Raw genomic sequence first — 13,057 nt, 5'->3', positions numbered from 1 at the left:
GCAACAAGTACAGACAACCGCTGTTATACAGTGAGTAAGATGAACGAATTAAAAAGTGAGTACCTTAATGAATACCGCAAGTCAGTCTACCTCTGAATCAACAAACACGTCAGCTTTTGCAACTTTTCTGGAAAAGTTGTTCAAGCTAAAAGCACATAACACCACGATTAAAACAGAAGTAATGGCAGGTTTAACGACTTTCGTTACCATGGCTTATATTCTATTTGTTAATCCTGATATCATGTCTATTGCAGGCATGGACTACCAAGCGGTATTCGTTGCAACAGCATTAAGTGCAGCAGTTGGCTGTATCTTCATGGGTCTTTATGCGAACTGGCCTGTGGGTCTAGCACCGGGCATGGGACTTAATGCATTTTTTACTTTCGCTGTAGTAAAGGGCATGAATTATACGTGGGAAATTGCATTAGGTGCGGTATTCATTTCAAGCCTCGTATTTGTATTGATGAGTGTGACGAGACTACGTAGCTGGATCATCGATAGCATTCCAAGCAGCTTGCGCTACGCAATGACCGCGGGTGTTGGTCTGTTTTTAGGTATCATTGGTTTAAAAGCGGCTGGTATTATCACTGCAAGCCCTGCAACGCTAGTGACACTGGGTGACTTTCATGATCCGAAAGTAATCTTAGGCGCTGTCAGTTTCCTTATTATTGCTATTTTAGCCACACGTAAAGTATTCGGTGCGGTATTAATTGGTATTATTACGGTTACTGTGATGGGTGGGGTTCTGGGATTAGTCTCCTTACCTGACCAGCTTGTATCACTACCAACTGGTTTATCAAAAACATTCATGAAAATGGATGTAATGGGTGCGTTAGACGTATCGATGGTCAGTGTTATTCTCGCCTTCCTATTTGTGAACATGTTTGATACTGCCGGCACTATGATTGGGGTGGCCGAAAAATCAAATATGTATAACGAAGATGGCAAAATTGAAAATTTAAACAAAGCCTTAACCGCTGACAGTGTGGCAAGTGTGGTTGGTGCGGTAATTGGTTGTCCACCGGTAACAACGTATATTGAAAGTAATGCCGGTATTGCCGAAGGTGGCCGTACTGGTTTAACTGCGGTTGTTGTTGGTCTGTTATTCTTAGCATCGATGTTCTTTGCGCCGATTGCCCAGATTGTACCTGGTTATGCGACTGCGGGTGCATTGATCTACGTTGCGTTCTTAATGGTTGGCAGTTTACATAAAATTAACTGGGATGAATTTACCGATTATGTACCAGCGGCAATCACCGCAATAATGATGCCGTTAACGTATTCAATCGCTGACGGTATTATCTTAGGCTTCTTATCATTCACTATTATTAAGCATGGTACAGGTCGTTCTGCCGATGTGTCTTTAGGGATGAATGTATTGGCTGTGGTATTCATTGCGAAACTCGCGTTTATCTAATGCGTTAGATAGCCAATATTGACGGTATCTGTGTGTCGCTAATGTGATAAAAAGTGCCAGCTGAGTATGCGCTATTCATGTATATTAGGCTGGCATTTTTGATCTGAAAACCCAGTAGGTGTTGCCCCTATGACCTTAAGTGTTACACTTTCCTTTCATCCATTTTTATCTTAGCGGGGCAGAATGCCAAAATTAGAATCTCAATGTTGCCCAGAACCACAATGTAGTGCTGAATTACCGGCATTAGATGATCAGCATATTGCTTCTCTTGCGCATCTTTTTCATTTGTTAGGCGATGAAGGCCGTATCCGCTTAGTGCTTGCCTGTATGGCTGGACCTGTTCCTGTCTCTGAGTTATCAGCGGTTACCGGTATGTCACAATCACTGACCAGCCATCATTTACGTCATTTACGTGAAGCGCGTATTTTACGTTCTGAACGTCAAGGTAAACAAATCCTCTATCGACTGGATGATCACCATATTCGTCATGTGGTACATGATCTGGCTTGTCACGTGACCGAGCATGAATAATTGTTATTAAAGATCCTAGCTTAAAGCGTTATTTTAACGAGAGTGTCATGCGCAATCTGTTGATTGAATTTTTAACCCAACAGGGCGGTGCTGATCGCGCCCATGATATCGATCATATTGAACGGGTGGTGGCGACCGCGAGGCAATTGGGCGAGCGTGAAGGCGCAGAGCTGGCGATCTTAGAGCCTGCAGCCTGGTTGCATGACTGTGTTTCAGTTGCTAAAGATCACCCGCAGCGCCAGCAAGCCTCGTTGTTAGCTGCCGATCGTGCTGTGGCGTACTTACAAGAGATTAACTACCCTCAGCAATACCACAGGGCTATTCATCATGCCATCGTCGCACATAGCTTTAGTGCTGATATTACGCCAGAAACGTTGGAGGCGAAAATATTACAAGATGCTGATCGTATGGATGCACTCGGTGCTATTGGTATCGCCCGTTGCATTTTAGTCGGGGGCAAGCTAAACCGTCAGTTGTATAGCAGTATTGATCCACTTTGTACAGAACGTGAACCGGATGACAGTGTGTATACTCTCGATCATTTTTTTACCAAGCTACTAACGCTGGGTGATAGCATGCACACACAGGCGGCAAAGGCTGAAGCACAACGACGCAGTGTGTATATGCGTGACTTCTTAGTCCAACTGCAGTCGGAATTGTGATCGTCGAATTAAGCCGATAGTGCAGCATTAAGCTGATAGCCTCAATAAATAGTGATGACCAAAACGAAAAGCGAGCATTTGTGTTCGCTTTTTTTTGTTATTACACTTGAATGAAAATTGATATGAATATATATTAATATGTAAGTTAATTTGCTTGAACGCTTAACTGGTATTTATATCAATAACATCAATTCTATTTACGAGGATAAACCTATGTCATGTAACGGTAACGCTGCAGCAGCGACTACAGTAAAAGCAACGCCAGGATGTTGTGCTAACGATCACAGCAACACGCACGTACACGAACACCAGCACAGTGATGAACACCATTCAACATCGGCAAGCCGTCGTCGTGATTCTTGCTGCGCACACTCAGAATCAAATGAAATTATTGCAGATGATGAGGAACCCGAGTCCCGTAGTTTAACCGCCCGTTTATCTTGGTTAGTGACTGGCATGGATTGCCCAAGTTGTGCCCGTAAAGTAGAAAAAGCCGTTCAAGCCTTACCCCAAGTTAAGCAATGCCGTGTTGCATTCGCGACCGAAAAATTACTTGTTGATATCGCTCACGACAATAGCAGTACTGCTGTTGATAGTATAAAAATGCAAGTCAATGACGCCGTCGTTAATGTCGGTTTCAAGTTACAACAAGTGGGTAAAAAGCCCACCAACACTGACGATGCTTCATTACAGCAAAACCTGCGCGAGCATTGGCATGCTATTACCTTGGTCAGTGCAATTGTTATTGCCGCTATTCTGACGCAATTTAATGGCGATGCTAGTCAGTGGTTATTTACCTTTGCGAGTGTGTTTGGTGTTATTCCTGTTATTAACCGCTCGATTAAATTAGCCCGTTCGGGTACCCCATTTGCCATCGAAACATTGATGTCAGTGGCGACTGTTGGTGCCCTTATCTTAGGGGAAACCGCGGAATCTGCGATGGTATTAGTACTGTTCATGGTGGGTGAAAAACTGGAATCGTTTGCCGCAGGTAAAGCACGTAAAGGTATTAAGTCATTAATGTCGCTGGTGCCTGAAGAAGCCACCACAATTGTGGATGATAAGCGTATAGTCGTCGCCGCAAGTGATTTACAACCAGGCGATATTATCGAAATTAAACCCGGTGATAGGCTACCTGCTGACGGTGCGTTATTAGCATCTGGTATTAGTTTTGACGAAAGTGCGTTAACGGGGGAATCAGTCCCTGTTGAACACCAAGCTGACGATATTGTGATGGCGGGTAGTCTGGCGGTGAACCGTCTCGCGCGATTACGTGTGGTATCAGAGTCGGGTCACAATGCGATTGATCGTATTTTACATCTCATTGAAGAAGCTGAAGAAAACAAAGCGCCAATCGAACGTTTCCTGGATAGATTCAGTCGTTGGTATACACCGGCAATGATGTTCCTCGCGTTATTGGTCGTCGTCGTGCCACCCCTATTATTTGGTGGTGATTGGACTGAGTGGGTATATAAAGGCTTAACATTGCTACTGATTGCGTGTCCTTGTGCCTTGGTTATTTCAACACCCGCAGCGGTAACATCGGCATTATCATCCGCCAGTAAACGTGGCGTATTAGTGAAAGGTGGCGCGGCGCTCGAACAGATTGGTCGTATCCAACAAATCGCCTTTGATAAAACCGGTACCTTGACCCAAGGCGTACCAGCAGTAACCAGCGTGGTGAGCTTTATTGATGATGAAGCCAAAGTATTACAACTTGCTGCCAGTATTGAGCAAACCTCAAATCACCCACTGGCAACTGCGATCCTCGCTCATGCAGAACTCAAATCAGTGGCTTTATTGGCCGTTAGCAATGACCAAACGTTAGCGGGTTTAGGTGTGCAAGGTGAAGTACAACTGGGTGGTTCGGCACAGTTAATTAAACTGCTTGCGCCGCATCACATGACCGCGCAGCTTGCCGAATTAGCACATGTACGCACGGTTATCGAAGATCTTGAAAATGGGGGTAATACTACGGTTGTTGTACTGCAAGATGAGCAAGTTATTGGTTTAGTCGCGCTGGCTGATAGTATTCGTGACGATGCCCGTCAAGCGGTGGAACAACTGCAAAAACTCGGTATTAATACGGTGATGCTAACCGGTGATAACCGCCGCACCGCGAAAGTGATTGCTGATTCGTTAGGCATGGAATTCCGCGCCGAGCTATTGCCAGAAGACAAATCTCGCATTGTCGGGGAACTGAGCCAAGACAAAGATACCGCGATGGTTGGGGATGGTATTAACGATGCACCAGCCATGAAAAGTGCCAGCTTAGGTATTGCGATGGGCGGTGGGACCGATGTCGCGTTAGAAGCGGCTGATGTAGCACTCATGCATAATCGGTTAATTGAATTACCACAAATGGTGGAACTGGGTCAGGCGACCCTTACCAATATTAAACAAAATATTAGTTTAGCCGTTGGGCTTAAAGCGATATTCTTGGTGACAACCCTGTTAGGGGTTACTGGATTGTGGGTGGCTATCTTAGCAGATTCTGGTGCGACTGCATTGGTAACAGCAAATGCACTAAGACTATTACGTAAATAACAGATACGCAAATAACAAGCAGTGCTACGTCAAGCTGTTCTATACTCAATGAAGCTCATCAATTTAATTTGCTGAGCTTTTGTTATTTGGAGTTGAATTTATTGTTATAAAGGTCTTCATCGGCGAGTTTAAACAAACTTTCAATGGTTTCACCTGCACGCCAAGTTGCTGAGCCTATTGCCGACGTGATATTAAATTCGCTAAGCAAAACATCATTTTTAATTTCACTATCAATACGCTCGATGACTAAGCGTGTTGACTGGACTGAGGCTGGTTGTAGGATGATCGCAAACTCATCACCACCCAATCGAAATGCCACATCACTATTACGAATACTACGCTGTAATACGTGCGCATAATGTTTCAGGATCTTATCCCCAAAGGGATGACCATAAGTGTCATTTACCCGTTTGAAATCATTTAAGTCAGTCACTAATAACGCCATGTTTGATTTATGACGTTGGCAGAGACTGTAAGAACGTTTAATGTTTTCATCAAAACTGGCGCGATTATCTAAACCGGTTAGATGATCTTTCATGATCCTGACCTGCATTTCTTGCAACATCAAGGCATGCATCAGGTTGGTCTCTAATAGCTGATGTAGTTCTTTTAATATGCTCAGTTCACTAATCTTCAATGGTTTTACTGAGCCATACAGCAAGGAGCCAAGATCTTTACCTGCTACCGCCAAATGGTAGTTTTGTTGAAACGTCGCAGAGCAGTCTGTTTTTAAATGGATGTGGTTCATTTCATCGGTAAAGCTCAGTGCGGTAAAACGGACATGCTGTGCCGCTATAGCGGCAAAATTATGTAACAAAGAATCGACATCTAAGCTGGTCTGTAATTTTTTTAAAGTAGCAATGGTTTGCGAAGACGTCAATTTATGCTGCCGTTTTGGTGCAGTAAACCCATAATATGTATGTGTTTTAGGGGTATTGATGATGCTTAAGTTATCCATTTTTACCTCTGTCAAAAAAATTACAATAATGAGTGTCACGATAAAATATGCATATTACGTACCATTATTTTAAAAATCCTATAGTTAAATTAATGGTGATCTTTTTATTGATCCTTGCACTAACTTGTTAAATCGGGCGCTAGTACATATTCTTTAATGGCATTGTATTTATTATTGTTGGTTGCATATCGATAACGTCTGCTTAACTGTTTCGGAGGTAATAATTTGTTTATTGATATCATTCTATTACTTTCTCTCGCGGTTGCGCTTGTCGCGTTATTTCAGCGTATTCACCTACCGCCGGTTCTGGCTTATCTGGCGACCGGTGTGATTGCCGGGCCTTTTGGTTTTCAATTGATTGTTGAACAAGAGGATATTGAATTGTTTGCCGAGTTGGGCGTCGTTTTTCTGATGTTCTCATTGGGTCTAGAGTTTTCTCTGCCTCGGTTATTATCGATGCGGCATCTGGTATTAGGGCTTGGTGGTGGTCAGGTGATGAGTGTCGGTGTGCTTTTTACTGTGCTGGGTGTATTTGCTTCATTGTATTGGTCACAAGCATTTGTGGTGGCTTCGGCGTTGTTAATGTCATCGACCGCGATCGTGATCAAGCAGTTGGCAGAATCGAAGCTACTCAATACCCGCATGTCGAAATTGTCGATCAGTGTACTGTTATTTCAAGACATCGCTGTTGTCCCTTTTCTTATTATGATCCCTTTGTTGGCGCAGCAAAGTGGCAATGTTACCTTGATTGCCGAGCAGATGGGTTGGGCATTGGTTAAAGGCTTGTTTGCGGTATCTCTGATCCTATCAGTAGGGCGTTGGATCTTACCGGCGGTGTTTAAAGAAATTGCCTTAACCCGTTCTGATGAATTATTTGTGATGTCGACCTTATTAGTGGCGTTAATTGCAGGGCTGGTCACCCATTGGTTAGGGTTGTCGATGGCATTAGGGGCTTTTTTAGCGGGCATGATGCTAGGCGAGGGACCTTATCGACACCAGCTCGAAGCTGATATTCGCCCTTTTCGTGATGTATTAATGGGGCTGTTCTTTATTACTATTGGTATGTTACTCAACTTACCGAGTTTGCTGGCCGATTGGCCGCGCTTGATCATGGTACTGGTGGTGATGATGTTAACTAAGATCATCTTGGTATTCATCCTTGCCAAGCTGCTCGGTGAAAGTAGCAGTAATGCCCTTAGTACTGGACTGGTGTTAGCGCAAATGGGCGAGTTTGGTTTTGTACTACTGGCATTAGCAGGCAAGTTAGCATTATTACCCTTACCGTTAATTTCGACGCTGGTGGGCGTTGGGATCATCAGTATGGCGATGACACCTTGGTTAATTAATTGCCACCAAGAGGTCGTTAGGCGGTTGTTATTTCAGTCTAAGCCGAGATCTAAAAGTGGATTGTCACCACCACTTCCAGGGCAATATATGGATCATGTGATTGTTTGTGGTTATGGTCGCGGCGGCCAAACTATCGCCCGTTTCTTAAAAATTGAGGGCATTCCTTATACGGTGATCGATCGTGATCCAGTGCGGGTACAGGAAGCTTTAAATGGGGGTGAAAAAATTGAGTTTGGTGATGCCAGTCGCCGCGAAATTCAAATGATGCTGGGGGTCGAAAAAGCCAAGTCGATCATTATTACCTTCAAAGACACCGAAAAAGCCATCGAGTTATTAAAGATCGTCAAACCTTTAACCGAAGCCAAGGTATTAGTGCGAACCACCGATGATTCCAATATTCAAAAATTACATGATGCGGGGGCGACAGATGTGGTGCCTGAATCGTTAGAAGGTAGTTTGATGATGGTATCGCATGTACTGGCTATTTCAGGGGTGCCGATCAAACGTATTTTGAAGCGATTACAGTACGAACGGCAAGGCCATTATAACCATTTACACGGTTTTTATTTTGGTGGCGAAAGTACGATGTCTTTTGAAGAAAGTGAAGTACTAGAACAATTACACGCTATTCGCCTTGAGTTTGGTGCTTATGCGATTGGTAAAACCGTTGCCGAAGTAAAATTAAAAGAAGTCAGTTATCGAGCCATTCGTCGACAAGGGGTTGAGCTTACTCAGGTTCATCAGGACTTCATCTTCGAAGTGGGTGATGTGGTCCTGCTTTGTGGGCCTTCACGTTATGTCAAACGGGCGGAACATTGTTTGTTAGGCGGTTGGGCAGATTAGGTTATATATTTAAAAATGCTCTTAATTCCAGTTCTTGTTTTAGCACATCTTGATAGCCTAAACTAATTAACTCCCGCGTATAATTTTGTTCAAACATCAAGTAAGAGGTAATGGAAGAATTGCTACCTTGGTTAACGCCGATGGTACGTAGCAGGGTACGGATGGTGATCGGCAGATCGTGAAAGTATTTATCGGCAATAGCATTAATATCATGCTCATTGGCGATTCGAAACAAACCGATGGGTTTCATGCTTAACGACGATTGCTGTGACGAGGGTGTTAACGAGAGCGTATCATTAATACGGCTCAACCGCTCGATGTCCGAGTTTAAGGTATCGGTAAAGATAGTATCAAGCAGATGCCCCGCGATATCGGCCCCGGATGGGGTTTGCCGTACTTCTCCTTGTTTGAATGTCTGCGGTGGCTGCTCTGCACCTATTACCAGTATCTTCTCTGCACCAAGGTGGATGGCAGGACTGAGTGGTGATAGCTGATGCACCGAACCGTCACCATAAAAATCACGGCCTATCTGGGTACAAGGAAAGACCAAGGGGATCGCGGACGAGGCTAGCAGATGGTGGGGATGTAAGCGCGTACGTAAACCACTGCGACGCGCCCGCTGCCATTCTTGTAACTGTTGATTACCTTGAAAGAAACTAATGGAATCACCGTTGTTATAGTCAGACGCGGTAATCGAAATAGCATCCAGGTGCTGGCGTTGAATGTTGATATCGATGCGGCGCATATCTAAATACCGATCCAGCAGTTGATGTAAGGGTTTATTGTTAAGCAGGGATACCGGTTGGCGCGCCACATGCGGCGATTGGAATTTGGATAAGAAGGTCAGCAGCAAGTGCCGTGATATTTCATCAAAACGGCATTGAAATACTTGGTTGGCGTGGAAGTTATTCCAGATGTATTCAAGCTTTTTCACCCCCAAGCGGAAGCAACTGGCATAACAAGCGATGGCACAACTGTTGATTGCCCCTGCCGATGTACCTGTGATGATTTTAAAAGGTGTACCGTGATTACGCGGATAGAATTCGGCAATGGCTTTGAGCGCACCGACTTGATACGCCGCCCTCGCGCCACCGCCAGTCAGTAACAATCCTTGTTTCGTGTCTGTCATAATCCCCCAAATATATCGATAAAGCGCTGTTTAATCAAAACTGTAGTGTGCTTTATTAATTATTGTTAAAGATTAACGCCTTCGCCAAATTAATACTGTGGTGTAAGGGGAAGTTTAAGGTATTTGGAGAGGCAGCATCGAAATAGGTGTCGTCTAGCAACACCTATTTTTTATTAGGGTCTACATTATGACTTATTTTGTTCTTTTAAAAATGAATTCAGAGCATCAACCATTGATTTTGCATCTTTTAATTTTCTAGTGCGAAGCATATGCTTAATTTCCTGCCCACCGTCATCATACAAGGTGACGACATACCACTGCTTGAACTTCCTCGTCCAATCTAAAAGTTTCACTTCAGCTATTTCATCATAATAGACTCGTTCACCTACTTCTCGAGTGGTCGAATTTGTTTTTCCAATAACGACACCGCTATATGCACCACCAATAATATGACCACTTGAATATGAACCGTAATCCCATCCAAAGTAGTGTTCGGTCATGATGAAATAATCAGGTTTCCATTTTCTGTGTTGAGTCATCACCATACGATCAATCATAATCGGGGACTTTGTAAGACTCATTTCTTTAGATTGATACGATATCGGTGTTGTACTACAACCAACCAGAATACTAAGTAAAAATAAAATAGAGATATAACGCATTGTATCAGCCCAAGTATATAAAGTTTCCTATATGCTTGATTATATAGATATGAATTATAGTCACAAGGTCAGTCTAGGTTCTTAATTGAAACTATAATAAGTAATATTGTGAAACATGATTGCATAAGGAATCGGGAAATTATATAAAATCACTTTTGGCCTGAATTTCTTAGGATTAAAGGTTATATATAGTTAATGAATCTGAAATACTAGAAAGCCAAGCAGATGCTTGGCTTTGATTGTTCATTTACCTGACTTCACGAACCGAAGTCAGTTAATCGCGTATTAGCTTATGCTAGTAGGCTTTTAATGTGCGCGACGATATCAGCAACAGCAACTTCAGTCTTATCACCTGTTAGACGTAGTTTATGTTCAACTAGGCCATTTTTCAGGCTACGATCACCAATGATGATGTTGTGTGGGATACCAATAAGTTCAGAATCTGCGAACATAACACCTGGACGCTCTTTACGATCATCGAATAGCACTTCGATACCAGCCGCTTGCAGGTCAGCGTAGATTTTCTCTGCGGCTTCTTTCACGTCTGCTGATTTGTGCATGTTCATTGGGATGATAGATACTTTAAATGGTGCGATTGACTCGTTCCAGATAATACCGTGTTCATCGTTGTTCTGTTCGATTGCTGCTGCAACGATACGAGAAACACCAATACCATAACAACCCATTGTCATGATCTGTTGTTTGCCTTGCATGTTCAATACGCCAGCATTCATTGCTTCTGCGTATTTAGTACCAAGTTGGAAGATGTGACCCACTTCGATACCACGTTTAATTGACAGTGTACCTTTACCACATGGGCTAGGCTCACCTTCAACCACGTTACGAATATCTGCCACTGTGTAATCGCTAATATCACGATCCCAGTTAGCGCCAGTCATGTGTTGACCATTAACGTTGGCACCACAAACAAAGTCTGCTAGGTGGGCAGCTGAACGATCCACAATAACAGGGCAGTTCAGACCTTGAGGACCGATAGAACCTGCATCGCAGTTAGCTGCTGCTTGGACTTGCTCTTCGTTAGCAAATGTTAACGGAGACGCAACGCCAGCAATTTTCTCTGCTTTCACTTCGTTTAGTGTGTGATCGCCACGTACTACCAGTGCAACAACGCCTTGTGCTTCGCCTTTTTCTGCTTCAGCAGCTACCAGCAGTGTTTTCACTGTTTGTGTTGCGTCAACGCTTAATAATTTGCAAACGTCTTCGATGCTGTGTGCATCTGGCGTATCAACAACCGCTAGCGCTTGCGTTGCCGCAGGTCGTTCGCCAGCAGGTGCGAGTGCTTCTGCTTTTTCGATGTTTGCTGCGTAATCGCTGCCGTCAGAGAAGACGATATCGTCTTCGCCGCTTTCTGCAAGTACGTGGAATTCGTGAGATACAGCACCACCAATTGAACCGGTATCAGCAAGTACAGGACGGTACTCTAGGCCAATACGATCGAAGATGTTGCAATATGCTTGATGCATTTTGTTGTACGTTTCGTTTAGACATTCATCTGAGATATGGAACGAATACGCATCTTTCATGATGAATTCACGTGCACGCATCACACCGAAACGAGGACGAACTTCATCACGGAATTTAGTTTGGATCTGGTAAAGGGTCAACGGCAGTTGTTTGTAGCTGTTGATCTCTTTACGTGCAATGTCGGTGATCACTTCTTCGTGTGTCGGACCTAAAACAAAAGAACGGTTGTGACGATCTTTGATGCGTAGCAATTCTGGACCAAACTGGTCAATACGACCCGTTTCTTGCCATAAGTCTGCGGGCTGTACGACAGGCATTAAGGTTTCAACAGCACCTGCTTTGTTCATCTCTTCACGTACGATGTTTTCTACTTTGCGTAAAACTCGTAAGCCTGTCGGTAACCAAGTGTATAAGCCTGATGCCAGACGGCGAACCATACCTGCACGAAGCATTAGCTGGTGGCTAACTACTTCAGCGTCATTTGGAGTTTCTTTCAAAGTTGAAAGCAAGTAATTGCTGCTACGCATAACGTTCCTTTATTTACTTAATAAAATCGATATAAGAGCGCGATTTTAACAGGGCGACGCCTGAGTAAACAGTAAAAGTTCATGATTAGTTTTATTTATTTTTGACCGCTGTCCTTTTATTCGTTTCTCGGAGGTCATATACTGGCAGCCAAGATTGGATTGGTGCTACTTAAAATGAAAAAAACACTGAGATTAGCTGCACTTATAATGGTCAGCAGCGTATTGTTTGGTTGTGCTTCGCAACCTCGTAATCCGGAAAATATTTGCGATATTTTTATTGAAAAATACGATTGGTACGAAGCGGCCATCGACAGTAAAGACAAATGGGGCGTGCCTGTGCATGTGCCGATGGCGATGATGTATCAAGAGAGCTCATTTAAGCATAATGCCCAGCCACCGATGCAATATTGGTGGATCATTCCGACGGGCCGCGCCAGCTCTGCTTATGGTTTTGCGCAAGCGAAAACCATAACTTGGGGCGATTATGTGAAGGAGACCGGCAATAGTTGGTCAAGTCGTGCTGATTTCCATGATGCCATGGATTTTATGGGCTGGTTTATTAACAAATCTCAAAAAATCAACGGTGTATCTAAGTGGGATGCAGAAAAACAATACCTCAATTACCACGAAGGATGGGGCGGTTATAAGCGTAAAAGCTATAATCAGAAACCTTGGTTGAAGAAAGTCGCCAAGAAAGTGAATAAGCGTTCATTGAAATATGCAGGTCAATATCGCACCTGTAAAGAGGACCTCGATTCTAACTGGTTGTGGCGTCTATTCTTCTTATAGCATCTTGAAGTAACTTGGGTATAGCAGTTCATTATTTAGGCGACTGCGGTTGTTAAACCAGCGTTAGTCGGCCTGAATGTGTTTGACCAGACTGTCTTTTTTATCTCGCCCAGCCTAATGCTTTCGGTTTGAGCTTGGAATATAAGTCCGGCATCCACGT

Annotated in this window: 10 protein-coding genes; 6 read left to right on the top strand and 4 right to left on the bottom strand. The window is 43.7% G+C overall.

Going from position 1 to position 13,057, the window contains the following annotated elements; all coding sequences use genetic code 11:
• The first annotated feature begins 67 nt into the window (after window positions 1-67).
• From MORIYA_RS11405 to MORIYA_RS11390, 4 genes are all read left to right on the top strand, one after another.
• Complete coding sequence (locus tag MORIYA_RS11405; protein ID WP_112715290.1) at window positions 68-1,417, top strand: NCS2 family permease; 1,350 nt, start codon at window positions 68-70, stop codon at window positions 1,415-1,417.
• A gap of 183 nt (window positions 1,418-1,600) precedes the next feature.
• Entirely contained in the window at window positions 1,601-1,948 is a 348-nt protein-coding gene (locus tag MORIYA_RS11400; RefSeq protein ID WP_067050986.1) for an ArsR/SmtB family transcription factor, read from the top strand.
• Window positions 1,949-1,995: 47 nt separating this feature from the next.
• Window positions 1,996-2,610 carry an HD domain-containing protein gene (locus tag MORIYA_RS11395; RefSeq protein WP_112715288.1) on the top strand — a complete coding sequence of 205 codons (615 nt, stop codon included), beginning with the start codon at window positions 1,996-1,998 and terminating at the stop codon, window positions 2,608-2,610.
• A 213-nt stretch (window positions 2,611-2,823) separates the two neighbouring features.
• The gene (locus MORIYA_RS11390; protein ID WP_112715286.1) at window positions 2,824-5,157 is read left to right on the top strand and encodes a zinc/cadmium/mercury/lead-transporting ATPase; all 2,334 of its coding nucleotides are present in this window, start codon (window positions 2,824-2,826) and stop codon (window positions 5,155-5,157) included.
• An 82-nt stretch (window positions 5,158-5,239) separates the two neighbouring features.
• Here the strand turns inward: MORIYA_RS11390 and MORIYA_RS11385 are convergent, their stop codons facing one another.
• Window positions 5,240-6,115, bottom strand: a complete 876-nt coding sequence (locus MORIYA_RS11385; protein WP_112715284.1) for a GGDEF domain-containing protein — start codon at window positions 6,113-6,115, stop codon at window positions 5,240-5,242.
• Window positions 6,116-6,340: 225 nt separating this feature from the next.
• Between MORIYA_RS11385 and MORIYA_RS11380 the strand changes: the two genes are divergently transcribed.
• Window positions 6,341-8,305, top strand: a complete 1,965-nt coding sequence (locus MORIYA_RS11380; protein ID WP_112715282.1) for a cation:proton antiporter domain-containing protein — start codon at window positions 6,341-6,343, stop codon at window positions 8,303-8,305.
• A 1-nt stretch (window position 8,306) separates the two neighbouring features.
• Here MORIYA_RS11380 and MORIYA_RS11375 read toward each other — a convergent pair whose 3' ends face one another.
• The 3 genes from MORIYA_RS11375 to MORIYA_RS11365 all read right to left on the bottom strand — a co-directional run bounded on the left by MORIYA_RS11375 (window position 8,307) and on the right by MORIYA_RS11365 (window position 12,108).
• A complete protein-coding gene (locus MORIYA_RS11375; protein WP_112715280.1) occupies window positions 8,307-9,434 on the bottom strand; it encodes a patatin-like phospholipase family protein in 1,128 nt (375 codons plus the stop codon).
• Window positions 9,435-9,619: 185 nt separating this feature from the next.
• A complete protein-coding gene (locus tag MORIYA_RS11370; RefSeq protein ID WP_197713381.1) occupies window positions 9,620-9,991 on the bottom strand; it encodes a hypothetical protein in 372 nt (123 codons plus the stop codon).
• Between the two features lie 395 nt (window positions 9,992-10,386).
• On the bottom strand, window positions 10,387-12,108 hold the full coding sequence (locus MORIYA_RS11365) for a proline--tRNA ligase (protein WP_112715276.1): 1,722 nt from the start codon (window positions 12,106-12,108) through the stop codon (window positions 10,387-10,389).
• 174 nt (window positions 12,109-12,282) lie between these two features.
• On the opposite strand from MORIYA_RS11365, the gene MORIYA_RS11360 reads away from it, so the two are divergent.
• Entirely contained in the window at window positions 12,283-12,897 is a 615-nt protein-coding gene (locus MORIYA_RS11360) for a transglycosylase SLT domain-containing protein (RefSeq protein ID WP_112715274.1), read from the top strand.
• Window positions 12,898-13,057 lie beyond the last annotated feature (160 nt).

Source organism: Moritella yayanosii (assembly GCF_900465055.1).
Taxonomy (GTDB): Bacteria; Pseudomonadota; Gammaproteobacteria; order Enterobacterales; family Moritellaceae; genus Moritella; species Moritella yayanosii.
This window is presented reverse-complemented; position numbering and strand designations above follow the sequence as displayed.

Bases quoted from the DNA above. Each gene is read 5' to 3' on its own strand.
- MORIYA_RS11365 (WP_112715276.1), bottom strand. From the start codon at position 12,108: ATGCGTAGCAGCAATTACTTGCTTTCAACTTTGAAAGAAACTCCAAAT.
- MORIYA_RS11405 (WP_112715290.1), top strand. From the start codon at position 68: ATGAATACCGCAAGTCAGTCTACCTCTGAATCAACAAACACGTCAGCT.
- MORIYA_RS11370 (WP_197713381.1), bottom strand. From the start codon at position 9,991: ATGATTGATCGTATGGTGATGACTCAACACAGAAAATGGAAACCTGAT.
- MORIYA_RS11400 (WP_067050986.1), top strand. From the start codon at position 1,601: ATGCCAAAATTAGAATCTCAATGTTGCCCAGAACCACAATGTAGTGCT.
- MORIYA_RS11390 (WP_112715286.1), top strand. From the start codon at position 2,824: ATGTCATGTAACGGTAACGCTGCAGCAGCGACTACAGTAAAAGCAACG.
- MORIYA_RS11375 (WP_112715280.1), bottom strand. From the start codon at position 9,434: ATGACAGACACGAAACAAGGATTGTTACTGACTGGCGGTGGCGCGAGG.
- MORIYA_RS11395 (WP_112715288.1), top strand. From the start codon at position 1,996: ATGCGCAATCTGTTGATTGAATTTTTAACCCAACAGGGCGGTGCTGAT.
- MORIYA_RS11385 (WP_112715284.1), bottom strand. From the start codon at position 6,115: ATGGATAACTTAAGCATCATCAATACCCCTAAAACACATACATATTAT.
- MORIYA_RS11360 (WP_112715274.1), top strand. From the start codon at position 12,283: ATGAAAAAAACACTGAGATTAGCTGCACTTATAATGGTCAGCAGCGTA.